The sequence below is a fragment of the Pseudomonas sp. genome (assembly GCF_017744435.1).
Classification (GTDB): domain Bacteria; phylum Pseudomonadota; class Gammaproteobacteria; order Pseudomonadales; family Pseudomonadaceae; genus Aquipseudomonas.
The window spans coordinates 26,914-51,711 of the sequence record NZ_JAGIBG010000036.1; the positions used below are offsets into that span (position 1 = coordinate 26,914).

The following is a 24,798-nucleotide window of genomic DNA, read 5'->3' on the forward strand; positions in this document are numbered from 1 at the left end:
CCGCTCCCACAGGTACTGCACTGACCTCAAAAGCAGTGCAGTACCTGTGGGAGCAGGCGCGCCCGCGAAGAAGCCTGCGCGGTCTTCGCCCCAAGGACGCCCCCTGCATGCCCCTGCTTCGCCCTCACCTGCCCCTGAGCCTGCTCAGCCTGGGCCTGGCCCTGCACAGCCCCCACGGCCAGGCCGAAGACAGCCTGGAACTGGCCCCGGTGCAGGTGTCCGACACATTCGGCGATGAAGGCTACCAGGTGCGCGAGGCCTCGATCGGCGGTTTCCAGCCTGCCCCCTTGCTCGACACCCCGGCCTCGGTCAGCGTGTTCAGCCAGCAACTGCTGGAAGACCGCCAGGTCCGCCTGCTCAGCGAAGTGCTGCAAAACGACGCCTCGGTGGGCGAGAGCTATGCCCCGATCGGTTACTACGAAAACTTCAACGTACGCGGCTTCGAGCTCAACGCCGCCAGCAGTTACCGCATAAACGGCCAGACCATCGCCGGCGAGCAGAACGTGGCGCTGGAGAACAAACAACAGGTCGAGCTGCTCAAGGGCTTGTCCGGCCTGCAGAGCGGCGTGTCGGAGCCGGGCGGGCTGATCAACTACGTGACCAAGCGCGCCGCCGACGTGCGCAGCGTGACGGTTTCGACCAATGACCAAGGCGAGCGCTACCTGGCCACCGACCTCGGCGGCTGGTTCGGCAGCGAGCGGCAATTCGGCCTGCGCGTCAACCTGGCCCACGAGGACATCCGCTCCTACGTCGACCATGCCGACGGCAAGCGCGACTTTGCCTCGCTGGCTTTCGACTGGCAGATCAACCCCGATGCCACCTTGCAGCTCGACGCCGAGTACCAGCACCGCGAACAGCGCTCGGTACCGGGCTATCAACTGCTGGGCGGCAGCGAACTGCCCCACGGCATCGACCCGAGCGACCGCCTGGCCTACCAGCACTGGGCGAAGCCTGTGCAGAACGATTCGCTGAACCTGGGCGGGCGCTTCGAATACCGCTTCAATGAGGCCTGGACCGGTACCCTGAGCGCATCGCGCAGCCAGGTGGTGATCGACGACTACAGCGCATTCGCCTGGGGCAGCGAAGGTGGCTGGCAGTCGCATTTCAGCCCCGAGGGCGACTACGACATCTATGACTTCCGCAGCCCCGACGATACCCGCCGCACCGATGAAGCCCAGGCCATGCTCAATGGCCATTTCGACGCGCTGGGTGTGCAGCACGACCTGATCCTGGGCAGCAGCGCCCAACGCCGCACGCTCGACCAGCGTTCCTATTACAACGAGCTGGTCGGCAGCGGCAACATCTATACCGGCGCGCCGGCCGTGGCGCCGTCGGACAAGCCGGTCGGTGCCAGCGAAAAGCGCCTGGACAGCCGCCAGTACGGCCTGTTCGTCAGCGACCGCATCAGCTTCAACGAGCAATGGCAGACCGTACTTGGCGCCCGCGAAGTGCGCCTGGACGAAAAAACCTGGGACGAGAACGGCGTGGCCGGGCGGCATACCCGGCAATACCAGCTGCTGCCCAATGCCGCACTGATCTACAAACCACGCCCCGACACCACGGTGTATGCCAGCTACGCCAAGGGGTTGTCGGCGGGCGGCACAGCACCCTGGTATGCCAGCAACGCGGCCGAGATTCTCGCCCCTACCCTCTCCCACCAATTGGAGCTAGGCATCAAACGTGACTGGCAAGGCATGAGCTTCAGCGCCGCGCTGTTCCAGATCCGCCAGGCCTACCAGTACGCACGCCCTGAAGGGGACGGCAGCTTCACCTATGTGCAGCAGGGCCAGCAGAAGAACATCGGCCTGGAACTGGGCGCCAGCGGCTGGGCAACCTCCAATCTGCAGCTTCAGGCCAGCGCCGCAGCGATTCGCGCCCGGGTGCAGGACAGCGGCACCGATGCCTACGAGGGCCATCAGGCGATCAACGTGCCGCGGCTGCGTGCCGCCCTGCAGGCCGAGTACAACCTGCCAATACCCGGACTGGCATTGCTCGGCGGGGCACGTTACAGCGCCAGCAAGTATGCGAGCCAGGCTGGCAACGTCGAGGTGGGTGGGTACACCGTGTTCGATATCGGTAGCCGCTACCGCACGCAGATCGGTGGGTATGACACCGTGCTGCGGCTGACGGTGGATAACGTCTTCGACAAGCGCTACTGGCGTGATGTGGGGGACTACCTGGGCGACAACTACCTGTTCCAGGGGGCGCCGCGCACGGCGCGGTTGTCGGCTTCGGTGAGCTTTTGAGTCTCCGGAGGGAATGACGGCCTTGTAGGAGCGGCCTTGTGTCGCGAAAGGGCTGCGAAGCGGCCCCAGCAATTTGTGCGTCTGCACTGAAACCCTGGGGCTGCTTCGCAGCCCTTTCGCGACACAAGGCCGCTCCCACAAGCCCCCAGAATGCAAAAAGCCCCCGAACTTTTCAGCTCGGGGGCTTTCGCAGAATGTGGCGGTGAAGAAGGGATTTGAACCCTTGATACGATTTCTCGTATACACACTTTCCAGGCGTGCTCCTTCGACCACTCGGACACTTCACCGTTTTCTCTTCAAGGCTTTCACCCCGTCGAGGCGCGCTAATTTAGTAGAAGAGCTTTTCTTTGGCAAGCATTTTTTTCAAATTTTTCATGCATTTAAGCCAACCCACTGAAAAACCGAGGTTGCCAGGGCAAAGCAGCCAATCTCGCCAGCGCTTTTACCCACTGCAAACGCGCTGCCCTCACCACGCAAGGCATCGCGCCCCGACGCTGACTGGCCGGTCAGCCTTGCTGCTTTACCTGGCCCGCCGCGCTGGGTAACGTCGTCGCCACGTCACCCTAAGGATTGCGCCATGAGCGAGCTGATTACCTACCATGCCGAAGACGGCATCGCCACCCTGACCCTGAACAACGGCAAGGTCAACGCCATCTCGCCGGACGTCATTGCGGCCTTCAATGCCGCCCTCGACCGCGCCACGCAGGCGCGTGCCGTGGTGATCATCACCGGCCAGCCGGGCATCCTCTCCGGGGGTTATGACCTCAAGGTGATGACCTCCGGCCCTAAAGAAGCCGTCGCCCTGGTCACCGCTGGCTCCACCTTGGCTCGCCGCCTGCTGTCGCACCCGTACCCGGTGATCGTCGCCTGCCCCGGCCATGCCGTGGCCAAGGGGGCCTTCCTGCTGCTGTCGGCGGATTACCGCATCGGCGTCGAAGGCCCGTACAAGATCGGCCTGAATGAAGTGCAGATCGGCATGACCATGCACCACGCCGGCATCGAGCTGGCCCGCGACCGCCTGCGCCGCTCGGCCTTCCACCGCTCGGTGATCAATGCCGAGATGTTCGAGCCCAAGGATGCACTGGATGCCGGCTTCCTCGACAAGGTGGTGCCGGCCGAGCAGTTGCTTGAAGTCGCCCAGGGCGTTGCCCGCGAGCTGAAGAAGCTGAACATGCTGGCGCACAAGAACACCAAGCTGAAAGTGCGCAAGGGGCTGCTGGATACCCTGGACGAGGCGATTCTGCTCGATCAGGGCCACATGGGCTGATCGTACCGGCTCACACCAGGTTTGCCCCGACCAGTGCACAGCCGTACACTGCGCCGCGACTGTCTGGTGTGAGTCGTACCATGCTTTACTCGCTTCGCATGTTCCTGCTGGCGCTGCACTTCCTGCTGGCGAGCGCCGTCGGCCTGCTGATAGGCCTGCTGCGCCCCTTCAACCGCGACAACAGCCGCGTCTTTGCCCGCCTCTATAGCCTGCCGGCCACCTGGCTGATGCGCATCAAGGTCAAGGCCGAAGTCGGCCCGCTATGGGACCAGCCACCCGGCTGCGTGATCGTCGCCAATCACCAATCCAACTTCGACCTGTTCATCCTCGGCCGTGTGGTGCCGCAACGCACCGTCGCCATCGGCAAGAAAAGCCTCGGCTGGATCCCGCTGTTCGGCCAGCTGTTCTGGCTCGGCGGCAATGTGCTGATCGACCGCAATAACGCCTACCTGGCGCGCAAGGCCATGCAGACCACCACGCGCATCCTGCTGGACGACACCTCGATCTGGATCTTCCCGGAAGGCACGCGCAACCCCGAAGAACAGCTGTTGGCGTTCAAGAAGGGTGCGTTCCACATGGCGGTGGAGGCCGGCGTGCCGATCGTACCGGTGTGCGTCAGCCGCTATGCCCGGCGCCTGGGCCTGAACAGCTGGCGGCGGCGGACCGTGATCGTGCGCTCGCTGCCACCGATCGCCACCAGCGGGCTCAGCCAGCAGGACCTGCCAACGCTGATCGAACAGTGTCGCACCCAGATGCAGCAATGCATCGACCACATGGAAGATGAACTCGCCAACCACTAGGTTGCTCTACGGCCAACTACAGCCCAAGCTGTAACCCGTGTGCAACCGAATAAGTGGATAACCATGGGTCGAGTCGTGGCATCGGCGGTGTATGCCGCCGGCAGAAAGGTCACCAACATCAATATCGACGAAGGCAGCGAGTGGGCGCGCAAGCCGGGGCACTTCGTGTGGATCGGCCTGGAAGAGCCCAACGCCGAGGAGCTGGCCAACCTGCAGTGCCAGTTCAACCTGCACGAACTGGCCATCGAGGATGCGCTGGAAAAGCACAGCCGGCCCAAGCTGGAGACCTTCGGTGACGCGCTGTTCATCGTCACCTACTCGCCGGTACGCCATGAAGGCAAGCTGGAGTTCATCGAAACCCACATCTTCGCCGGCAACGGCTACATCATCACCTGCCGCAACGGCCACTCGAAATCCTACGCCCTGGTGCGCCAGCGCTGCGAGGCGCGCCCGCTGCTGCTCGAACATGGCGAAGACTTCGTGCTGTATGCCCTGCTCGACTTCGTCACCGAGAACTACCAGCCGGTCAGCGAGGCCATTCATGGCGAGATCGAGGAGCTGGAACAGAGCGTGCTGAGCACCACACTGCAGGAAGAGGATATCCAGCGCCTTCACAGCCTGCGCCGCGATATCCTGCGCCTGCGCCGCTACGTGGCGCCGATGGTGGAAGTCAGCGAAGAACTGCAGCGCCTGAGCTTCCCGTTCATCGACAAGAACATGCGCCCGTACTTCCGTGATGTGCAGATCCACGTGACGCGGCAGATGGAGGACCTGGCCGGGATTCGCGACATCGCCAGCCAGACCATCGAAATCGGCATGCTGCTGGAATCGTCACGGCAGAGCATCGTGCAGCGCAAGTTTGCCGCCTGGGCGGCGATCCTGGCCTTCCCCACGGCGATTGCCGGGATCTACGGGATGAACTTCCAGAACATGCCAGAGCTGAACTGGCACTACGGCTACTTCGGGGTATTGGGCGTGATCACGCTGGGGTGCACGGGGTTGTTTGCCAGCTTCAAGAAGTCTGGCTGGCTTTAGATTTCTGGGGGCGCTTTGCGCCCCTTTCCGACCGGTCCGGCGCCCCGGCAAGGCCGCTCCTACAGGACATCGCGTACCCCTGTAGGAGCGGCCTTGTGTCGCGAATGGGCTGCAAAGCAGCCCCAGCAATTGATCAGGCGGCGCTGTCGCTGGCCTTGGCCGGCTGCTGGATGAAGCGCATCATCCATTCTCCCACCAGGTCGCCCTGGTGCTCGGTAGCCAGGCTGGCAATAGCCTTGTGGTACACCTCGTCTCCCAGGTACTCCTGACGCGCATCGAGCAGCGCCCGGGAGTAGTCATGTACGAACTCCGGGTGGCCCTGGAAGCACAGCACCTGGTCACGGATGTGGTACGCCGCATTCGGGCAGAAGTCGCTGGAGGCGATCACCGTGGCGCCTTCTGGCAGCTCGGTGACCTGGTCCTGGTGGCTGATCAGCAAGGTCAGCTCGGAAACTTCCGGGTCCATCCACGGCGCATGCGCCGCCAGCGAGTAGCGGTGAACGCCCACGCCCCAGCCCTTGTCGGCGCGCTCGGCCTTGCCGCCCAGGGTCAGTGCCAGCAGTTGATGACCGAAGCACACGCCCAGCAGCTTCTCGCCACGCTCGTAGAGTTTGAGCAGGTAGGCCTTGAGCGTCTGAATCCACGGATCGCTACCGAACGAATCGGCCTTGCTGCCCGTCACCAGGTAGGCATCGAAACGATCGCCATCGGGCGGGTAGTCGCCGTTCATCACGTTGTACACACGAAACTCGGCTGCGATCGGCTGACGCGAGAAGAGCTGCTCGAACATCCTTCCGTAGCCCTGGTACTGCGCGGTCAACTCCGGTCGCAGGACATCGGTTTCAAGGATGCAGATGCGTAACGACATAGGGATAGTCCTGAACGACATGGGTGGGAATCTGTTGTAAAGACTGACGCGAAAGCCACGTACAAGCAAGTAGGCTGCACTGACGAACGGTCACATTTTGTCGGAGAACCGCAGGTGCATACGCGGCTGTCTAGGCAGAGGTTGCCAGCGCGATAGCTATTGGCCTCATAGCTAATCGATATCGAACATAACCCAGTTAGAACAAAGGGTTCTCGACGACGGATAACACTCGCCCTGTGGGTGGTTTATATCCACATACATGAGGCAAGCAGACCCGACAAGGAAGCCACCGGGTGTATTCAGGAATAACAACAAAAAGGCGGTCCGCCATGTTCAGACAATCGAAACTTCGCCAAGCCGGGCTCATTCTCTTCGCTACGACTTTGCTGCTGATTCTTCCCAACCTCACGCGGTTGTTCGGCTGAAAGCGCCAATGCGGCGCTTGGGTTAACCTGCGACTTTCCGGTCGGAGATTGCCCATGCGCCCTTGCATTGCCCTGTTAGCCCTGTTGTTGAGCCTGCCGCTGTCGGCGGCGCAGTTGCACCTGGAGCTGGGTGACAGTGCCCGCCAGTGGTCCAGCGACGAACTGCTGAAGCACCCCCAGGCACGCGACATCGACATCGATCAGGACGTCTCCTACAAGCGGCCCATGCACTATCGCGCCGTGCCCCTGGCAACGCTGCTGCAAGGGGTAAAGGCCGATGACCATCTGCAAGCGGTAGCACTGGACGGCTTTGCCGCAGAAATGCCAGCCGGGCCCTTGCTGCAGGAAGGCCCGTCACGTGCCTGGCTGGCCGTCGAGGACCCGGCCAGGCCTTGGCCAGCGCTGGGCGATGGCAAGCCGAGCGCCGGGCCCTTCTACCTGGTGTGGAGCAACCCGCAGGCGAGTGGCATCCGCCCCGAGCAATGGCCCTTCCAGGTCGCCACGATTCGCCGACTGGCGCCGGTCGAACAGCGTTTTCCAGCGCTTTTGCCCGACCCCAAGCTGCCGGCCAATGACCCGGTGCGTCAGGGCTTTGCCCTGTTCCAGCAGAACTGCCTGGCCTGCCATCGGCTCAATGGTGCGGGGGATGCGCAGTTCGGGCCGGACCTGAACGTGCCGCACAACCCGACCGAGTACTTCCGGCCTGAGTACCTGCGCCTGTACATTCGTGACCCGCAGGGCTTGCGGCAATGGCCGCAGGCGCGGATGCCGAGCTTTGCCGAGAGTGTGTTGAGTGAGCAGGAGCTGGATGCGCTATTGGCTTATCTGGGGCATATGGCTGGGCGCAGGCCTTGAGATCGGGGAGTCTTCTTCGCGGGCACGCCCGCTCCCACAGGGGCTATCACAAGGCCCGAGGGCAGTGATATCCCTGTGGCAGCGGGCGTGCCCGCGAAGTAGGCAACACATTCCTTTCAGGCAATCGGCCTTTCCTGCTTGACGCCCCACCCTTCGACTTCGCCGCCATAGGGTGAAACGACCTGCTCGAAGGCTTCCTCAAAATCACCAATCCCGCCGTAAGTGGCGTACATGACCTTGCTCAGTTCCAGGTGCCACGCGCCATCGTCCCGTTCATGCACCTGAGCATTCAACGATTCACCACGAAACTGCCCGGCTGCCCGTCGCGCGCCGGCTTCATCTGGAAATACCGCGTAGAACTCGATGGGGTGGATGCGGGTGAAGTCGAAACCGCCAGCTTTCATCTGGCGCAGGACATTGCTGCTGATGTCGTCGTTCAGGCTGCTCATGAATCGTCCTCCCGAATAAAGCGATGGATAGACTTTCCGTGCACTACGCACCTGCCGGCATTACCGACAGATCGAGCTGATGCAAGACGCGAGTTGAATGGGTGCAGGCCCGCAGAAAAGGCCGGCACCTCCCACCAGCGTAGTGCCTGCGCAGGCACCACGCCAACCCGTGATTCAGAGCGCTTCGTGGATGCTGGTGATGATCACGCCGTTCTGCTCCTTGAGCCAGCGTGCCGTAGGGGATGGGGCGCGGTCCTGGAAGTCGTTGAGGTCCAGCTCATCCATGACCGGAAACAGATGCGAACGGATGGCGCGGGCCGCTTCCTCTTCGCTGGGGCACTGGTCGCCGTGCAACAGCAAGGTGGTTGGCTCGCCTTTCTGGTCGGCAAAGATGACTTCCCACTCTTTCATTGAATAGCCCTCTCAATCAAAGAACACCCGGTGTGTGACGCCTGTAGATGCAGACCTTGGGCCTGGGGATTCGTTCCTGCAACAAAAAGGGCCGCATTGCGGCCCTTTTCTGATTACTGCTTGATGCTTACTTCTTTGGCGTACCGTGGACAACACCGGCGGTGTTGTCCAGCAAGCTCTTGGTCGCCGTCTGGATGAAGGCCTCGAGCTGCTGCAGCATCTGCGGCTGCTCAGGGCTTTCGATCAGCTCGGCCTTGAACTCGCTGCCCAGCTGGTAGCGGTACATGCGCGGGCTCATGTCCTTGGACTCGATCAGCAGGTGATCGCCCTTGACCAGGCCGACGATCTGCTCGCTGCCCGACGGCTTGATCATGCCGATGCCCTGGTCGCCCTCAGGCAGGTTGAGCAGGTCGCGGCCCCAGCACTGGTGACGGGTTTCGCCACCCAGGCGGCCCATGATGGTCGGCACGATGTCGACCTGGGTACCCACGGTGTGGTTGACCGCACCGAACTTCTCCTGGATGCCCGGCGCGATCAGCAGCAGCGGCACGTTGAAGCGGCCCAGGTCCAGCTCGGTGACCTGCTGCTGGTTGCCGAAGCCGTGGTCGCCGACGATCACGAACAGGGTGTCCTTGAAGTACGGCTCTTTACGCGCCTTCTCGAAGAACTGGCCCAGCGCCCAGTCGGAGTAGCGCATGGCAGTCAGGTGCTCGTCCAGGCGGCCTTGCCCGGTGACCTTCTCGACCGGCAGGTTGCTTGGCAGCGCGTACGGCGTGTGATTGGACAAGGTCTGCAGCAGCGCGTAGATCGGCTTCTTCTGGTCGTGCTTGGCCAGTTCCTCGTTGCCGCGGTCGAACATGTCCTGGTCGGACACGCCCCAGGTCGGGTCGGAGAACACTGGGTTGACGAAGTCGTTACGGCCGATGAACGTGGTCATGCCCTGGTTGCCGAAGAACCCGGACTGGTTGTCCCAGGCGAAGTCGCCGTTGTAGACGTAGACGTCGTCGTAGTCACGGGCGCTGAGCAGTGCCGGCAGGCCCGACAGCTTATGGCCACCCTCAGGGGTCTGCATCAGGTATTCGAAGCCTGGCAGGTTGGGGAAGCAGGCCATGGTGGCGAACATGCCCTGGTGGGTATGGGTGCCGTTGGAGAAGAAGCGGTCGAACAGCAGGCCTTCTTTGGCCAGCTTGTCGAAGTACGGGGTGATGTTGTTCGGGCTGCCCAGGGCGCCTACCGAGTGGCCGGCGAAGCTTTCCATGAGGATCACCACGACGTTCTTGATCGGCAGGGTACGGTCGGCTGGCGGCATGAAATCGCGGCGTACGGCGGCCTGGTCGGCGTCGACCAGGGTGTCGTTGGCGGTCAGCAGCTGCTTGCGCACGGTCTCGGTGGCCAGTTCCTGTTTCAGCACCGGCTTCCAGATATTGGCGCGGTCTTCGCCGAAGCGGCTCTTGGCAGCGTCGATCAGGGTCAGGGTGCCGTTCAGGCCCAGCTGGTTGACGAAGTTGGAGTCGGTGGTGAAGGCATCACCCCAACGCATCGGCGGGCCCTGGCGCAGGGTGCCACGGGCGGCGACCACTGCCACAAGCAGGATCACCATGAACACTGCCACGCGGGCGTACCAAGGCGCTACACGCTGTTCGCCGGTACCCCGGGTCAGGCGGTCGATGCCCTTGAACAGCAGGCTCAGCAGCCAGGTGCCAAAGGCCCAGGCCAACAGGTAGCGAACCACCGGGAAGCCGTACCAGAGCATGCTCAGCACGGTCTTCGGGTCTTCCTTGATGTACTGGAAGACCAGGCCGTTGAGGCGCTGGTGGAACTCACGGTAGAAGTCCATTTCCATCAGGCCGAGGAACATCACCACGCTCGAGGCGAGGGTCAGCCAGAAGCGGAACAGCCCGCGCCGGGCCATGAGCCAAGGGCTCAGCATCGCCAGCAGCAGCGGAATGCTCAGGTACACCACCACCCGCAGGTCGAAGCGCAATCCGTTGAAGAAGCCTTCGGCGACAGTCGAGTAAGGGGTGTCACCGATCATGTCGCTGTTGTAGACCAGCAGCGCCAGGCGCACCAGGCTGAGCATCAACATGATCACCAGGCCGCTGAGCAGCGTATAGGCCAGGTGCGATTTCAAGGTCGGCGTGAACGCTCGCGCGCCCTGTTGCCTCAAGGCATCCGTGTTAGCCATGAATGGGAAGGTCCTAGGATTGCGGTTTGCGGAGATGGCGTTGGGGCTGGCCCAACGCAAGCATTATGCGGGAGCGGATTCTGTTTAATCCAATGTGAAAATTTTGTCACGTTACTATTGCTGATTTTGTCTGGGGCGCGGCTTTCATATGCGGACATTACCCCGCGGCCCGGCAATCGCCCAGATCACCAGGCCGATCACCGGCAGCAGGGCAATCAGCAGAATCCACAACACCTTGATCCCCACTTCGCTGCTGCTCTTGATCACATTGAGAATGGCCCAGATGTCCAGGGCGAGGATGATCAGGCCGACCAGGCCATTGAAAGTAGAGCCCATTGCCACGTTCTCCTTGAAAGGCTGATGCTGAGCATAGTCCTCTATCGAGGCCATAGAAGGGAATCCTTGGCCGGCCGTGCAGGTCACTGCCTAGACTGCAAGCATTCATGGATCCGAGGTTCCTATGCCCCCAGCCCACACTCAAAGTGCCACCCCGCCCTCCTTGCTGAGCGCCTGGCGCCAACAGGTGCACAGCACCCCATGGCTCAGCGCGAGCCTGGGCGTGAGCCTGCTGGCGGTCATCGTGCTGCTGGCGGCCAGCTTCTGGAACGCCATCAACGGCGACCACGCCGGCAACCTGCACCTGGCCGCGCTCGGCGGGCTTTCCGGTTTTGCTGCCACCGCCCTGGGTGCGGTGCTGGCCGTGGTGCTGCGCGATGTCAGCGTGCGCAGCCAGGATGTGATGCTCGGCTTTGCCGCCGGCATGATGCTCGCTGCCAGTTCGTTCTCGCTGATCCTGCCGGGCCTGGATGCCGCCCGGGCGATCACCGGCAACGGCCCGGCGGCGGCGTTCACCGTGGTGCTGGGCATGGGCCTGGGCGTGCTGCTGATGCTCGGCCTCGACCGCTTTACCCCGCACGAGCATGAAAGCACCGGGCCCTGCGGTCCGGAGGCCGAGCGGCTGAGCCGGGTGTGGCTGTTCGTGCTGGCGATCACCCTGCACAACCTGCCCGAAGGCATGGCGATCGGGGTGAGCTTCGCCAATGGCGACATGAACATCGGCCTGCCGCTGACCAGTGCCATCGCCATTCAGGACATTCCCGAAGGCCTGGCCGTGGCCCTGGCCTTGCGGGCGACCGGGCTGTCGAACCTGAAGGCTGCGCTGGTGGCGATCGGTTCGGGGCTGATGGAACCGCTGGGCGCGGTGATCGGCCTGGGCATTTCCACCGGGTTTGCCCTGGCCTACCCGATCAGCATGGGGCTGGCGGCGGGGGCGATGATCTTCGTGGTGTCCCACGAAGTGATTCCCGAGACCCACCGTAACGGGCACCAGACGTCGGCGACCCTGGGGTTGATGGGTGGGTTTGCGGTGATGATGTTTCTCGATACCGCGCTGGGGTGAGTTTATTGGTTGCCTGTGCTGGCCTCTTCGCGGGCACGCCCGCGAAGAGGCCATAGGAGAAATCAGACGTGAACCGCGACCTTCAAGGCCTCCAGCGCCGGCTCCACCTTGATCCCCACCTCTGCCCCGAGCTCCAGCACCCGCGCCAGGTCCTGCTGGCCAACCATCACCATCTGCAGTTCGTCATCGAGCAACTGGCTGAAGTTGAGCAGCACGTAACCGCCCGCCTCCTTGTTCAACGCGCCCATCTGCACCTGGATGCGGTTGAGTGCGGTCAGCGGCTCGGTGCGCGCCAGTTGCTTGGCCTTGAGGGTGAACGGCACGCTCTGGTCGAACGAATCGCTGATGTGCTGGAACAGTTCCTGATAGCTGTCGGCCTGGAACACCACGGTGTCTGGCAGGCTGCCGAGCACGACCCATTCGCCCAGCGGGATCGGGAAGCTGTCGTCGTAGTTGATGTCCGGGTTGGCGGCGAGGAAGGCAGCGGGGTCGGCGTAGGCCTGGGCGGCCTCGTCGGCGATGCGCTCGATTTCCTCATCGCGCATGCAGCCGGCGCCGATGAGGCTGATGAATTCGAGCAACTGGTTTTTCATGAAGGGGGCCTGCGACGGGTGAAAAGTCGCCAAGGATAGCCGCAAATGCCCCCGGGCAGTTAGCCGGCCAGCGCTTGCAGGCGTGCAGCGGCGTCCACCGCGCCCATGGTCTGCGCCGCCATCAGCGCCGTGGCGCCACGGGCGTCCTGGCGCGCCGGGTCGGCACCCTGGGCCAGCAGGTAGTCGAGAATCTCGCTACGGTTGAACATCGCCGCCAGCATCAGCGCGGTACGCCCGTCCTGCGCGGCAGCATCCACCGGCACGCCGCTCTCCAGCAGCAGGCGGATCATTGCCAGGTCCCCCTTGAACGCCGCACCGGCGATGGGCAACTGGCCGTTGTCGTTGGCGATCAGCGGGTCGGCCCCGTGGGCCAGCAGCACCCGCACCGCTTCATGTTGGCCGTGGTAGCTGGCCAGCATCAGCAAGGTATCGCCCTTGTGATTGCGCAGGTTGGCCGGCAGGCCGCTGGCCAGCAGTCGGCCGAGCATCTCGGCGTCGCCCTGGCGGGCTCGCTCGAAGACCTGCTCGGCAAAAGCGGCGGTTTCGTCATCGGTCATGGCGGTAGTGGTGGGTTGAGCAGACATCGGGAACCTCCTGGCATCAATCATTGCCCAAGTTTTTGTCAGGCATGCCATTGCGGTCAAAGGTTCAGATTCTATGGGGCCGATAGGCAAGCCCTGAACCGTGCAAAATGCACTGTGCAAAATGCACGACCATGCAGCCTGCACGATGCCGCTTCCGAGAAACCTCCATAACGCCCTGTATTTACGGGACTTTCCCCGCCGCCACGTTCTGGCACGGTCACTGCAAAGATCAACTCACGTCTGCCCACACAACAGTCAGGAGTTGATATGGACCTCATCCAGGAAAAATTCGTCTCGGTGTTCTCGGCCTACCAGGTCGCCACCCAGCCCCGCCCTGACGGTGGCGTGCTGCTGACCCTGCGCGCCGCCGATGGCAAAGTCACCCGTCGCGTGCTGACCTACGGCCAGCTGCACAGTGCCGAGCAGTTGTCCTGGGCGATCAGTGCCATTCGCCGTGACCTGGCCGAGCAGGTCAGTGAGCTGCCGGTGATTTCCATGTTGCAAAGTCAGCAACGGTTTGCGCTGCCAACCTACCGTTGAGCGTTTGTCTGCACCGGCCCTTTCGCGGCTGAAGCCGCTCCCACAGGTACTGCATTGCCCTTAGGGATGGCGGGGTTCCTGTGGGAACGGCCTCAGCCGCGAAGAGGCCGGGACAGGCATTACAGCTCGTCGATCCCGAGAAACGCCCGAGCAGTCGTATCACCGGTAAACCGTGGCTCCACTCCCTGCTCACTGGCAAACAGGCGCAACGCCAGGCAGAAAGGATTGTCCCCCAGCTCCACCCAGCGCCGCGTCCCTGCCGGCACCACCAGCTGGTCACCCTTTTCGCACAGCACTGCATACACGTACTCGTCCAGGCGCAGGCCGACTTGTGCGCGGCCGGTCACCACAGCGAACACTTCGTCGCTGTCGTGCACGTGCTCATCACGCACATCGACCTGCGTCGGGTCGAGGCCATCCCGGTTGAGCAACGTGAACGCCGTGCTGCCCTGAGCCGTCATCAGCTGATCGAGGTGCCCACGGCAGGCGTCGAGTACGTCAGCCTGGCTGCTGCCCGGGCGCACGCGCAGCTCCAGCGGGCTGTGGCTGAAGCGCACGCCCTGCTCGGCCAGGGTCGCGGCGATGTCGTCGTGATGGGTCAGCACCTTGTTCGGCAAGTCCGGGCTGGACGGGTGGAAAACACAGAGGATGCTCATCGGCTGCTGGTCCTGGTCGATTTCGAACGAGTGGCAATGATAACGGCTGCCGCCAACGCTGCGGCGCTGGCCATACCAAAGGTGAAGGTCGGCCCCAGCAGTTTCCAGCTGTAGCCCGAATACAAGGCGCCCAACGCACCGCCGGTCCCCGACAGCGCCGCATACAGCGCCTGGCCCTGGCCTTGCTGGCGGGCACCGAAACTGGCCTGGACGAAGGCGATGGACGCGGCGTGGAAGCAACCGAAGGTGGCCGCGTGCAGCAACTGGGCGAAGATCAGCACGGCCGGCTCACCCGCCAGGTTACCCAGCAGCAGCCAGCGCAGTGCCGCCAGCAGGAAGCTGACCAGCAGCACCCGCTGCACGCTGAAGCGGGCAAACAGGCGGCTCATGACCATGAACATCAGTACCTCGGCCACCACCCCCAGCGCCCACAGCAAGCCGATGGCGCCGCGGCTGTAGCCCAGGTGTTCGAGGTGCAGGGTGAGGAAGGTGTAGTACGGGCCGTGGCTGAGCTGCATCAGTGCCACGCAGATATAGAAAGCGATCACCCCTGGTGCCGTCAGCTGGCGCAGGAAACCGCCCGCTTCACGGCGCTCGCCCTGCTCCACCGGCTGGGCGTTGGGCACCCACAGGCTGGCGGCGACGATGCCGGCCATGATGGTCACCAGGGCCACCGGGTAGATGTCCAGGCTCAGCCATTCGAACAGCCGCCCCAGACCGACCACGGTGAGGATGAAGCCGATCGAGCCCCACAGGCGCACCTGGCTGTAGCGCGAGGTCTGCCCATGCAGGTGGGCCAGGGTGATGACTTCGAACTGCGGCAGCACCGCGTGCCAGAAGAACGCATGCAGCGCCATGACCAGCGCCAGCCAGGCGTAGCTCTTGCCGAAGAAGATCAGCGAGAAGGTGGCCAGGGTCGACAAGGCGCCCAGGCGTACGATCAACAGGCGTTGGCCACTGCGGTCACCGAGCCAGCCCCACAGATTGGGGGCGATGCAGCGCATCAGCATGGGGATGGCCACCAGTTCGCCGATGCGGGCCGGGGAGAAGCCCAGGTGGTCGAAGTACAGGGCCAGGAACGGCGCGGTGGAGCCCAGCAGGGCGAAATAGAACAGGTAGAAGCTGGACAGGCGCCAGTAGGGAATTTGGGGCATCGGGTGGGCCTTGTGTGAGCCTGTACCGGCCTCTTCGCGGGCTCGCCCGCTCCCACAGGGACCGCACAATATCGAAGGTTGTGGTGATCCTGTGGGAGCGGGCGCGCCCGCGAAGAGGCTAGGCCTGGCTAGATCAGAGCTGGCCCAGCACCGGAGTGTTGACCTTCACATCGGCATTCTGCGCGCGGTGGCGCAGCAGGTGGTCCATCAGCACGATGGCCATCATCGCTTCGGCGATCGGCGTGGCGCGGATGCCGACGCACGGGTCGTGGCGGCCCTTGGTGATCACTTCGACCGGGTTGCCATCGACGTCGATCGAGCGGCCTGGGGTGGTGATGCTGGAGGTTGGCTTCAGCGCCAGGTGGGCGACGATCGGCTGGCCCGAGCTGATGCCGCCGAGGATGCCACCGGCATTGTTGCTGAGGAAGCCTTCCGGGGTCAGTTCGTCACGGTGCTCGGTGCCACGCTGGGCAACGCTGGCGAAACCGGCGCCGATTTCCACGCCCTTGACCGCGTTGATGCTCATCAGCGCGTGGGCCAGCTCGGCGTCGAGGCGGTCGAAGATCGGCTCGCCCAGGCCTGGCATCACGCCTTCGGCGACCACGGTGATCTTCGCCCCGACCGAATCCTGGTCACGACGCAGCTGGTCCATGTAGGCCTCGAGTTCCGGCACCTTGCTCGGGTCGGGGCTGAAGAAGGCGTTTTCCTCCACCGAGTCCCAGCTCTTGAACGGGATCTCGATCGGGCCCAGCTGGCTCATGTAGCCACGCACCTGGATGCCCTGGGTGGCCAGGTACTTCTTGGCGATGGCACCGGCAGCCACGCGCATGGCGGTTTCCCGCGCCGAGCTGCGGCCACCGCCACGGTAGTCGCGGATGCCGTACTTGTGGTGGTAGGTGTAGTCGGCGTGGGCAGGGCGGAACAGGTCCTTGATCGCCGAGTAGTCCTTGGACTTCTGGTCGGTGTTGCGGATCAGCAGGCCGATCGAGCAGCCAGTGGTGCGGCCCTCGAACACGCCGGAGAGGATCTCCACTTCGTCGGCTTCCTGGCGCTGGGTGGTGTGCCGGCTGGTGCCGGGCTTGCGCCGGTCAAGGTCGTGCTGCAGGTCGGCGAGGGAGATTTCCAGGCCAGGTGGGCAACCATCGACAATGGCGACCAACGCCGGGCCATGGCTTTCGCCAGCGGTGGTGACAGTGAACAGCTTGCCGTAGGTATTGCCGGACATGGACGCTCCGCGAAATCTGCCTGAGATGAACGAAAGCGGGCAGTATACAGATGGATTGCTTGCCTGTGCGGGCCTCTTCGCGGGTAAACCCGCTCCCACAGGGACTGCACGAAGCCTGTGGGAGCGGGTTTACCCGCGAAGAGGCCAGACCTGCCACATACAGCTGGCGAACCTTCCCGCAAACATTGGGTCAAAGCCTCATCTCCCCACTGTAGTACCCGCATGATGTCGCGCCTCGTCGCCTTCTTCCTCCTGCTGTGCAGCAGCCTGGCCCAGGCCGCCGCTCCCACCGTGCTGCAACGCCCCATCGACCTGGACACGGGCCAGGGTGTGCTGCACGGCAGCCTGCTGCTGCCGCAACAGGCCACGCCACCGCCTGTGGTGCTGATCATCGCCGGCTCCGGCCCCACCGACCGCGACGGCAACAACCCGGCCTCGGGGCGCATCGACAACCTCAAGCGCCTGGCCCTGGTGCTGGCCAACGAGCACATCGCCAGCGTGCGCTATGACAAGCGAGGGGTGGCGGCCAGCCAGCCCGCCACGCCCGATGAGCGCGACCTCAGCGTGCAACGCTACGTCGACGACGTGGTGGCCTGGAGCCTCAAGCTCAAGGCCGACCCACGCTTCGGCCCGCTGATCCTGGTCGGTCACAGCGAAGGGGCGCTGATCGCCAGCCTGGCCGCCGAGCGTGCCGGCGCCAGCGCGGTGATCACCCTGGCCGGCATGGGCCGGCCACTGGCGGACGTGCTGCGCGAGCAACTGGCCCAGCGCATGTCACCGGCGCAACTGGCCGGTGGCAGCGCCCTGCTCGACCGACTGCAGGCCGGGCAGACCAGCCTGGACGTGCCGGCACCACTGCGCCAGGTGTTCCGTCCCAGCGTGCAGCCGTACCTGATCACCCTGCTCCAGCAGGACCCGGCGAAGGCCTTCGCCCGCTTGCCGATGCCTGCGCTGATCGTGCAGGGGCGCAACGACGTGCAGGTCGACGTGGCCGACGCCGAACGCCTCAAGGCAGCCAAGCCAGATGCCCAGCTGGTACTGATCGATGGCATGAACCACATGCTGCGCATCAGCCCCAAGGACATGCACCTGCAGCGTGACAGCTACCTCAACCCGGAATTGCCACTGGCACGGGAGCTCGGCGAGCGGGTGGTCAGTTTCATTCACCAGTTGCCTTCGGCCTGACCCTCAAAGATCGGCAAAACCTGCCGATAACGCGGTATTGGCGGTGATCCGGGCGGTAAAGCAACCCAGGTCACTGCCCGCCCGTACCTGAGGAAATGCCTTGATGACCGATGCCCCCGCCGCCGTAGAGCCAGCCGAAGAGCCGCAGGCCCCGGAACCTGCCGCCCTGCCCTGGGCCGACCTTGCCGTCGAGCACTTCCAGTTACTGCGCCTGGCGCCCCTGCCCACCGACCGCAACAGCGGTGCACGGCCATTGCGTTTCGTCGAGTTCGCCTACGCCGAGCGCCATGACAAGGCCCACAGCTTGCTGCGGATGGAAATCCGCCTGCCTGGGCAGAAAGTGCGCAAGGAGCAGAACCAGCTGGATGTGCGGGTGGATCACAGCGAGCGCCTGGTGACCCTCGGCAGCGACAGCGGCCTGCAACTGGAGCCGCTGAACCGTGGCCTCGGCCGCTTCATGCTCGGCCAGGCCGTGCAGTGGCTGCAGCGCCGCTGGTCGAACTACCGGGTCGAAGGCATGGCGCTGCCGAACAAGGATGCGCTGAATGAAGATACCCGCCTGCGCCGCGACCGCTTCATCACCGCCAGCGGCATGGAAGTGGAATACGCCGACCCGCAGCACCTCAAGGGCCGCACCCTCGACACCACGGTGAGCCAGCTCAAGGGCGGCTGGAATACCGAGAAGGTGCAGCAGTTGGGAATTCTCGATACGGCGGGGATGCTGCAACAGGCCGAGCATCAGTTGCTGGAGAAAGAGGGGCAACTGCGAGAACGGGATGAACGGGTGGCCAAGTACCGGCGCGAGGACAGCGGGTTGCGCTTTACCATCACCTGCCTGGTGGCGTTTGCCGTGTTCCAGGCGGGTTTGCTGATCTGGATCGCTACCCGGTAAACAACTGGGGCTGCAAAGCAGCCCCAGCAATCCAGCGTCAGACGCGAGCCTTGAACAGCTCCTGGTGCTGACGGCACTGCTCGGCGGTGAGCATGAACACGCCATGCCCGCCACGCTCGAACTCCAGCCAGGCGAAGTCCACTTCCGGGTACAGCGCCTCGACATGCACCTGGCTGTTGCCAACCTCGACGATCAGCAAACCCTTCTCGGTCAGGTGGTCGCCTGCCTCGGCCAGCATCCGCCGCACCAGGTCCAGGCCATCATTGCCGCAGGCCAGGCCCATTTCCGGCTCGTGGTGATACTCGGCCGGCATGTCGCCGAAGTCCTCGGCATCGACATACGGCGGGTTGGACAGGATCAGGTCGAAACGCTGCCCCGGCAGGCCGGCGAAACCGTCACCCTGCACGGTGAACACGCGCTCGTCGAGACCATGGCGCTCGATGTTCTGGTTGGCCACTTCCAGCGCGTCGAACGACAGGTCGGCCAGCACCACTTCGGCCTCGGGGAACACCTCGGCAGCCACGATACCGATACAGCCGGAGCCAGTGCACAGGTCGAGGATGCGTGCCGGCTCCTGCGCCAACCACGGTTCGAAGCGCTTTTCGATCAGCTCGCCGATCGGCGAACGAGGCACCAGCACGCGCTCGTCGACGATGAACGACATACCGCAGAACCAGGCTTCGCCCAGCAGGTAGGCGGTCGGCACGCGCTCTTCGATGCGGCGCTTGAGCAGGTGCTGCAAGCGTACCCGCTCGTCGTCCTCGAGCTGGCAGTCCAGGTAGCTGTCGGCGATTTCCCATGGCAGGTGCACGGCGCCCAGCACCAGCAGGCGGGCTTCGTCCCAGGCATTGTCGGCGCCGTGGCCGAAGAACAGCTCGTGCTCATGGAAGCGGCTGACCGCCCAGCGGATATGGTCGCGCAACGTGCGCAGACGAGATGTGATCACGGGGTACTCCTAATTCAGACCGTACAAAAGTCTAACAGCCCCACCCGCACATTTGTTCCCCGCGATGCCCCAATGGCAGGCCACAGGCCAGTAACCACGCCGCTTGCGATGTCAACCATTCCCATTGGCGCCAAGGCAAGGGAGAATAGGTATACAAAAGCCCTACCCAAGGAGCCCTTGATGTCCGTTCCAACCACGATGTTCCGCCTCACTGGCCGCGACTACCCGCCGGCCAAGCTGAGCCAAGCCAGCCTGATCATCATCGATGCGCAGAAGGAATACCTGAGCGGTCCTCTGCAACTGTCGGGCATGGACGAGGCCGTGGCCAACATCGCCCGGTTGCTCGACGCCGCCCGCAAGGCCGGCCGTCCGATCATCCATGTTCGCCACCTCGGTACCGTTGGCGGGCGCTTCGACCCGCAGGGCCCGGCCGGCCAGTTCATCCCGGGCCTGGAGCCGCGCGAAGGTGAAATCATCATCGAAAAGCGCATGCCCAACGCCTTCAAGAACACCAAGCTGCACGACACCCTGCAGGCGCTGGGGCACCTGGACCTGATCGTCTGCGGTTTCATGAGCCACTCCAGCGTCAGCACCACGGTGCGCCGCGCCAAGGACTATGGTTATCGTTGCACCCTGGTGGAAGACGCCTCGGCAACCCGCGACCTGGCGCTCAAGGATCAGGTGATCCCCGCCGCCCAGATCCACGCGTGTGAAATGGCCGTGATGGCCGACAACTTCGCCTGTGTCGCCCCTACCGCCAGCCTGATCTGAGCTGACGTTGCGATGACCGCCCGGCAGCCGGGCGGAACCCGAGGGCCGGGCCCAGGTCGAATTCCGGATGTCCACAGAGGAAACTGGAATGAAGCTCAAAGGCAGTTTCGACGCCAAGCGTCTGCGCCCGCGGGAACCGCGTAACTGGGGTGCGCGTATTGCCGCCGGCCTGTCGGCCCTGATCGCCACGCTCGGCGTGCTGCTGGCCATGGCCGGCATCGCCGGGCTGCTCGGCAACTACACCGCCCTGGCCGAACTCAATGCCAACCGCCCGCTGGCCAGCATCGTGGCCGTGGTCGGGCTGTTGCTGCTGTACCTTGGCGTGCGCTTCTGGCGCCGCAGCCGCATCCGCCTGCGCCGTGGGCGCGAGCTGAACCTGTCGCCGCACCTGATGAAAAAGCACGATTAGTGGTTTGTGCTGAGGGCCTCTTCGCGGGCTCGCCCGCTCCCACAAGGCCGGTACTGACGACACGGGGTTGATCGCGTAAACTACGCCGCCCACGTGGAGGCACCATGCAAGACGACGATTTTTCCCTGTTCAGCGCTGAAGTGCGCGGCGTCAAGCCGATCAAGCACGACCGCGCTGACGTGGGCAAGCCGAAAACCGACCGCAAGCAGCTGGCCGGCCTGCGCCAGGCGGCGACTATCCGCAGCGACCAGGCCCTGGTGATCGACGGCCTGTCCGACCAGTTCGTCATCGACGTCGGCGCTGAAGACGAGCTGATGTGGCGCCGCGACGGCGTGCAGGAAAGCCAGATCCGCAAGCTCAAGCTCGGCCAGATCGCCTTCGAGGGCAGCCTCGACCTGCATGGCATGAGCGTGGAGAAAGCCCGTGAAACCCTGTGGGCCTTCATCGCCGAAGCCACCCAGCTGGAAGTCCGCTGCGTACGCGTGACCCACGGCAAAGCCGCACGCCTGGACGGCAAACGCCCGATGATCAAGAGCCACGTCAACACCTGGCTGCGCCAGCACCCGCAAGTGCTCGGTTTCACCTCGTGCCAGGCCCGCCATGGCGGTACTGGCGCGGTGTATGTGATGCTCAAGCGAACCATGATGGAAGGCCGCGACGAGTAACGCCGTGCTTGCAGCGCCGCGCGCGGCGCCGTACCCTTCCTTTTTGCGATTTTTACCCACAGGTAGATACATGTCCCTGGAACAGAACTACACCGAGATCCTCAGCCAACTTGGCGAGGACGTCTCCCGTGAGGGCCTGCTCGACACGCCCAAGCGGGCTGCAAAGGCCATGAAGTACCTTTGCCGCGGTTACGAGCAGACGCTGGAAGAAGTCACCAACGGCGCGCTCTTCACCTCCGACAACAGCGAGATGGTGCTGGTCCGGGACATCGAGCTGTATTCGATGTGCGAACACCACATGCTGCCTTTCATCGGCAAGGCCCACGTGGCCTACCTGCCCAAGGGCAAGGTCCTGGGCCTGTCGAAGGTTGCGCGCATCGTCGACATGTTCGCCCGCCGCCTGCAGATCCAGGAAAACCTCAGCCGCCAGATCGCCGAGGCCGTGCAGCAGGTAACGGGCGCCGCTGGCGTGGCAGTGGTCATCGAAGCCAAGCACATGTGCATGATGATGCGTGGCGTGGAGAAGCAGAATTCGACCATGCTCACCTCGGTGATGCTGGGCGAGTTCCGTGAAAACGCCTCGACTCGCAGCGAGTTCCTCAGCCTGATCAAGTGATCGGCGCATGACCCGAGCCGGCCCCCAGGGGTCGGCTTTTGCATTTCAGGAGTAGCCCATGATCGTCAAAGCCCTGCGGGTCGGCCTCGGCCAGCTTATCGTGTTCGGCGACTGGATCAGCCGCCCGGCCAAGCAGAAGCGTGATGCAGCGGCCCAGGCGCGTGTCGAGCAGGAGGCCAAGGGCCTCGCGCTGTACCAGTTCCATGCCTGCCCGTTCTGCGTGAAGACCCGCCGCACCCTGCACCGCCTGAATGTGCCGGTGGCGTTGCGTGATGCCAAAAACGACGACGTGCATCGCCAGGCGCTGCTCGAAGGCGGTGGCCGGGTGAAAGTGCCGTGCCTGCGCATCGAGGAAGCGGGCAAGGTGACCTGGATGTATGAGTCCAAGGCCATTATTGCCTATCTGGACAAGCGCTTCGCGTAAGCCTGATACATAAGCATCGCCTGATTCGCGGGCACGCCCGCTCCCACAGGGACTGCACAGAATTCAAGAACTGTGCAGCCCTTGTGGGAGCGGGCGTGCCCGCGAAAGGTGCCTATCAGGTTTAATCCACCATCGGCACATGCCGCGGATGGCTGGCCACCCGTTCAAGCCAGGCGCGCACCGCCGGGTAATCAGCCAGGTCGAACCCGCCCTGATGCGCCACATGGGTGTAGGCATACAACGCCACATCGGCGATCGAGTACTGGTCCCCGACCAGATACGGCGTCATCTGCAACTGCCGCTCCATTACCTTCAACGCCTTGTAACCGCCCTTGTGCAGCTTGCGGTATTCCTCCACGCGCTCGTCCGGCAGCCCCAGGTAGAACTGGATGAACCGCGCCACGGCAATGTACGGCTCATGGCTGTACTGCTCGAAGAACTGCCACTGCAACACCTGGGTCCGCAGGCGCGGCTCGCTGGGCAGAAACTCGCTGCCGTCGGCCAGGTAGTTGAGGATCGCGTTCGATTCCCACAGGCAGGTACCGTCCTCAAGCTTGAGCACCGGCACCTTGCCGTTGGGGTTCATGGCCAGAAACTCTGGGGTTTCGGTCTCGCCCTTGAGGATATCCACCGCGTGCCATTCATACGGGCGGTCGAGCAGGCTGAGCATCAGCTTGACCTTGTAGCAGTTGCCGGACTGGTAGTCGCCATACACCTTGAACATCGCCCATTCCCTCCCATGCAGTTGCGCAATCGTGCCCAATAGTTGGCGACTGTACGGCTAAAAGCAATGCCTGCTGTATGGCAAGGATCAATCCAGCCCGCGTTAGTCTGAAAAAACTGCTTACACATGGACAAGGACCCAACCCAATGACCGATGCCACCTCCGCACGCCTGCGGCCCCTGGCAGACACCTCCCCGTCGGCGGTCGTCGCCGGCTTCATCGCCATGCTCACCGGCTACACCAGTTCGCTGGTGCTGATGTTCCAGGCCGGCCAGGCAGCCGGCCTGACCAACGCGCAGATTTCTTCATGGATCTGGGCGCTGTCGATCGGCATGGCAGCATGCAGCATCGGGCTGTCGCTGCGCTATCGCACCCCCATTACCGTGGCCTGGTCGACCCCCGGCGCGGCGCTGCTGATTACCAGCCTGGGCGGGGTCAGCTACGGTGAAGCCATTGGTGCCTACATCACCTGTGCGCTGCTGGTGCTGATCTGCGGCCTGACCGGCAGCTTCGAGCGCCTGGTCAAGCGCATCCCGGCTTCACTGGCCTCGGCCTTGCTGGCCGGGATTCTGTTCAAGATCGGCAGCGAGATCTTCGTTGCCGCCCAGCACCGCACCCTGCTGGTCCTGGGCATGTTCTTCAGCTACCTGCTGGTCAAGCGCCTGTCGCCGCGCTACTGCGTACTGGCCGCCTTGCTGGTGGGCACGGCGTTGTCCGGCGCCCTCGGCCTGCTCGATTTCAGCGGCTTCAAGCTGGAGGTGGCCACCCCGGTGTGGACCACGCCGAGCTTCTCGCTGGCCGCGACCATCAGCATCGGCATCCCGCTGTTCGTGGTGGCGATGACCTCGCAGAACATGCCCGGCGTGGCGGTGCTGCGCGCGGACGGCTACCAGGTACCTGCCTCGCCGCTGATTTCAACGACGGGTCTGGCGTCGCTGCTGCTGGCACCGTTCGGCTCGCACGGGGTCAACCTGGCGGCGATCAGTGCGGCGATCTGCACCGGGCCCCACGCCCATGAAGACCCGAGCAAGCGCTATACCGCTGCGGTGTGGTGCGGGATTTTCTATGGCATTGCCGGCACGTTCGGCGCCACCTTGGCGGCCTTGTTCGCGGCGCTGCCGAAGGAGCTGGTGCTGTCGATTGCGGCGTTGGCGCTGTTCGGTTCGATCATGAACGGGCTGACCGTGGCCATGAGCGAGGCAAGGGAGCGCGAGGCGGCACTGATTACCTTCATGGTGACGGCTTCGGGGTTGACCCTGTTCTCGATCGGCTCGGCGTTCTGGGGGATCGTGGCGGGGGTGTTGACCTTGCTGATCCTCAATCCGCGCAAGGCCTGAGGTTGCTCTGCTGCCTGTACCGGCCTCTTCGCGGGCACGCCCGCTCCCACAGGGATATCACAAGGCCTGAGAGCGGTGATATCCCTGTAGGAGCGGGCGTGCCCGCGAAGAGGCCGGTACAGGCAGCAGAGCAACCT

27 protein-coding genes and 1 tRNA gene are annotated in these 24,798 nt (G+C 63.8%); 15 read left to right on the forward strand and 13 right to left on the reverse strand.

Going from position 1 to position 24,798, the window contains the following annotated elements; all coding sequences use genetic code 11:
* Window positions 1-107: 107 nt before the first annotated feature.
* The gene (locus J7573_RS21220; protein WP_294340072.1) at window positions 108-2,246 is read left to right on the forward strand and encodes a TonB-dependent siderophore receptor; all 2,139 of its coding nucleotides are present in this window, start codon (window positions 108-110) and stop codon (window positions 2,244-2,246) included.
* A gap of 197 nt (window positions 2,247-2,443) precedes the next feature.
* Here J7573_RS21220 and J7573_RS21225 read toward each other — a convergent pair.
* A tRNA-Ser gene (locus J7573_RS21225) sits at window positions 2,444-2,533 on the reverse strand.
* 290 nt (window positions 2,534-2,823) lie between these two features.
* On the opposite strand from J7573_RS21225, the gene J7573_RS21230 reads away from it, so the two are divergent.
* The 3 genes from J7573_RS21230 to J7573_RS21240 all read left to right on the forward strand — a co-directional run bounded on the left by J7573_RS21230 (window position 2,824) and on the right by J7573_RS21240 (window position 5,348).
* Entirely contained in the window at window positions 2,824-3,513 is a 690-nt protein-coding gene (locus J7573_RS21230) for a crotonase/enoyl-CoA hydratase family protein (protein WP_294340074.1), read from the forward strand.
* An 80-nt stretch (window positions 3,514-3,593) separates the two neighbouring features.
* Entirely contained in the window at window positions 3,594-4,313 is a 720-nt protein-coding gene (locus J7573_RS21235; protein ID WP_294340075.1) for a lysophospholipid acyltransferase family protein, read from the forward strand.
* A gap of 63 nt (window positions 4,314-4,376) precedes the next feature.
* Window positions 4,377-5,348 (forward strand): magnesium and cobalt transport protein CorA, encoded by a 972-nt coding sequence (locus J7573_RS21240; protein ID WP_294340077.1) that lies wholly within the window; start codon window positions 4,377-4,379, stop codon window positions 5,346-5,348.
* A 133-nt stretch (window positions 5,349-5,481) separates the two neighbouring features.
* Here the strand turns inward: J7573_RS21240 and J7573_RS21245 are convergent, their stop codons facing one another.
* The gene (locus tag J7573_RS21245; protein ID WP_110638271.1) at window positions 5,482-6,216 is read right to left on the reverse strand and encodes an amidotransferase; all 735 of its coding nucleotides are present in this window, start codon (window positions 6,214-6,216) and stop codon (window positions 5,482-5,484) included.
* Window positions 6,217-6,695: 479 nt separating this feature from the next.
* Here J7573_RS21245 and J7573_RS21250 point away from each other — a divergent pair, with 479 nt between their 5' ends.
* Entirely contained in the window at window positions 6,696-7,496 is an 801-nt protein-coding gene (locus tag J7573_RS21250) for a cytochrome c (protein ID WP_294340079.1), read from the forward strand.
* A 116-nt stretch (window positions 7,497-7,612) separates the two neighbouring features.
* Here the strand turns inward: J7573_RS21250 and J7573_RS21255 are convergent, their stop codons facing one another.
* The 4 genes from J7573_RS21255 to J7573_RS21270 all read right to left on the reverse strand — a co-directional run bounded on the left by J7573_RS21255 (window position 7,613) and on the right by J7573_RS21270 (window position 10,877).
* The gene (locus J7573_RS21255) at window positions 7,613-7,945 is read right to left on the reverse strand and encodes a ribonuclease E inhibitor RraB (protein WP_167058406.1); all 333 of its coding nucleotides are present in this window, start codon (window positions 7,943-7,945) and stop codon (window positions 7,613-7,615) included.
* Between the two features lie 174 nt (window positions 7,946-8,119).
* Window positions 8,120-8,356 (reverse strand): hypothetical protein, encoded by a 237-nt coding sequence (locus J7573_RS21260; protein WP_294340084.1) that lies wholly within the window; start codon window positions 8,354-8,356, stop codon window positions 8,120-8,122.
* Window positions 8,357-8,483: 127 nt separating this feature from the next.
* Window positions 8,484-10,541 carry an LTA synthase family protein gene (locus tag J7573_RS21265; RefSeq protein WP_294340086.1) on the reverse strand — a complete coding sequence of 686 codons (2,058 nt, stop codon included), beginning with the start codon at window positions 10,539-10,541 and terminating at the stop codon, window positions 8,484-8,486.
* 144 nt (window positions 10,542-10,685) lie between these two features.
* The gene (locus J7573_RS21270) at window positions 10,686-10,877 is read right to left on the reverse strand and encodes a PLD nuclease N-terminal domain-containing protein (protein ID WP_110639697.1); all 192 of its coding nucleotides are present in this window, start codon (window positions 10,875-10,877) and stop codon (window positions 10,686-10,688) included.
* Window positions 10,878-11,001: 124 nt separating this feature from the next.
* Here J7573_RS21270 and J7573_RS21275 point away from each other — a divergent pair, with 124 nt between their 5' ends.
* Entirely contained in the window at window positions 11,002-11,940 is a 939-nt protein-coding gene (locus J7573_RS21275) for a ZIP family metal transporter (RefSeq protein ID WP_294340088.1), read from the forward strand.
* Between the two features lie 62 nt (window positions 11,941-12,002).
* Here the strand turns inward: J7573_RS21275 and J7573_RS21280 are convergent, their stop codons facing one another.
* Together J7573_RS21280 and J7573_RS21285 are read right to left on the reverse strand one after the other, a co-directional pair.
* Window positions 12,003-12,533 (reverse strand): hypothetical protein, encoded by a 531-nt coding sequence (locus J7573_RS21280; protein WP_103449657.1) that lies wholly within the window; start codon window positions 12,531-12,533, stop codon window positions 12,003-12,005.
* Window positions 12,534-12,592: 59 nt separating this feature from the next.
* Window positions 12,593-13,117: an ankyrin repeat domain-containing protein gene (locus tag J7573_RS21285; protein ID WP_294340091.1), complete on the reverse strand. Its 525-nt coding sequence runs from the start codon at window positions 13,115-13,117 to the stop codon at window positions 12,593-12,595.
* Window positions 13,118-13,384: 267 nt separating this feature from the next.
* On the opposite strand from J7573_RS21285, the gene J7573_RS21290 reads away from it, so the two are divergent.
* Window positions 13,385-13,657, forward strand: coding sequence for a DUF3509 domain-containing protein (locus J7573_RS21290; protein ID WP_294340093.1), 273 nt, complete (start codon window positions 13,385-13,387; stop codon window positions 13,655-13,657).
* A gap of 119 nt (window positions 13,658-13,776) precedes the next feature.
* Here J7573_RS21290 and J7573_RS21295 read toward each other — a convergent pair whose 3' ends face one another.
* The 3 genes from J7573_RS21295 to aroC form a co-directional block, all read right to left on the reverse strand.
* A complete protein-coding gene (locus J7573_RS21295) occupies window positions 13,777-14,313 on the reverse strand; it encodes an oxidase (protein WP_294340094.1) in 537 nt (178 codons plus the stop codon).
* Entirely contained in the window at window positions 14,310-15,467 is a 1,158-nt protein-coding gene (locus tag J7573_RS21300) for an MFS transporter (RefSeq protein WP_294340095.1), read from the reverse strand. Before J7573_RS21300 ends, J7573_RS21295 begins: the two co-directional genes overlap by 4 nt.
* Before the next feature lie 133 nt (window positions 15,468-15,600).
* On the reverse strand, window positions 15,601-16,692 hold the full coding sequence (aroC, locus tag J7573_RS21305; protein WP_294340097.1) for a chorismate synthase: 1,092 nt from the start codon (window positions 16,690-16,692) through the stop codon (window positions 15,601-15,603).
* Between the two features lie 222 nt (window positions 16,693-16,914).
* Between aroC and J7573_RS21310 the strand changes: the two genes are divergently transcribed.
* Both J7573_RS21310 and J7573_RS21315 read left to right on the forward strand, forming a co-directional pair.
* Window positions 16,915-17,877: an alpha/beta fold hydrolase gene (locus tag J7573_RS21310; RefSeq protein WP_294340099.1), complete on the forward strand. Its 963-nt coding sequence runs from the start codon at window positions 16,915-16,917 to the stop codon at window positions 17,875-17,877.
* Between the two features lie 103 nt (window positions 17,878-17,980).
* Window positions 17,981-18,769, forward strand: a complete 789-nt coding sequence (locus J7573_RS21315) for a hypothetical protein (RefSeq protein ID WP_294340100.1) — start codon at window positions 17,981-17,983, stop codon at window positions 18,767-18,769.
* Window positions 18,770-18,806: 37 nt separating this feature from the next.
* Here J7573_RS21315 and prmB read toward each other — a convergent pair whose 3' ends face one another.
* Window positions 18,807-19,715: a 50S ribosomal protein L3 N(5)-glutamine methyltransferase gene (gene prmB, locus J7573_RS21320; protein ID WP_294340101.1), complete on the reverse strand. Its 909-nt coding sequence runs from the start codon at window positions 19,713-19,715 to the stop codon at window positions 18,807-18,809.
* A gap of 180 nt (window positions 19,716-19,895) precedes the next feature.
* On the opposite strand from prmB, the gene J7573_RS21325 reads away from it, so the two are divergent.
* From J7573_RS21325 to J7573_RS21345, 5 genes are all read left to right on the forward strand, one after another.
* Entirely contained in the window at window positions 19,896-20,486 is a 591-nt protein-coding gene (locus tag J7573_RS21325; protein WP_103449650.1) for a cysteine hydrolase family protein, read from the forward strand.
* A gap of 88 nt (window positions 20,487-20,574) precedes the next feature.
* Window positions 20,575-20,895: a hypothetical protein gene (locus J7573_RS21330; RefSeq protein WP_294340102.1), complete on the forward strand. Its 321-nt coding sequence runs from the start codon at window positions 20,575-20,577 to the stop codon at window positions 20,893-20,895.
* Between the two features lie 104 nt (window positions 20,896-20,999).
* Window positions 21,000-21,560, forward strand: a complete 561-nt coding sequence (locus J7573_RS21335; RefSeq protein WP_085675472.1) for a Smr/MutS family protein — start codon at window positions 21,000-21,002, stop codon at window positions 21,558-21,560.
* 70 nt (window positions 21,561-21,630) lie between these two features.
* On the forward strand, window positions 21,631-22,176 hold the full coding sequence (gene folE / locus J7573_RS21340) for a GTP cyclohydrolase I FolE (RefSeq protein WP_103449647.1): 546 nt from the start codon (window positions 21,631-21,633) through the stop codon (window positions 22,174-22,176).
* A gap of 58 nt (window positions 22,177-22,234) precedes the next feature.
* Window positions 22,235-22,600, forward strand: coding sequence for a glutaredoxin (locus tag J7573_RS21345; RefSeq protein ID WP_060508883.1), 366 nt, complete (start codon window positions 22,235-22,237; stop codon window positions 22,598-22,600).
* A gap of 121 nt (window positions 22,601-22,721) precedes the next feature.
* Here J7573_RS21345 and J7573_RS21350 read toward each other — a convergent pair whose 3' ends face one another.
* Window positions 22,722-23,324: a glutathione S-transferase family protein gene (locus J7573_RS21350; protein ID WP_294340106.1), complete on the reverse strand. Its 603-nt coding sequence runs from the start codon at window positions 23,322-23,324 to the stop codon at window positions 22,722-22,724.
* 146 nt (window positions 23,325-23,470) lie between these two features.
* Between J7573_RS21350 and J7573_RS21355 the strand changes: the two genes are divergently transcribed.
* Window positions 23,471-24,661, forward strand: a complete 1,191-nt coding sequence (locus tag J7573_RS21355; protein ID WP_110639710.1) for a benzoate/H(+) symporter BenE family transporter — start codon at window positions 23,471-23,473, stop codon at window positions 24,659-24,661.
* The last annotated feature ends 137 nt before the right edge of the window (window positions 24,662-24,798 follow it).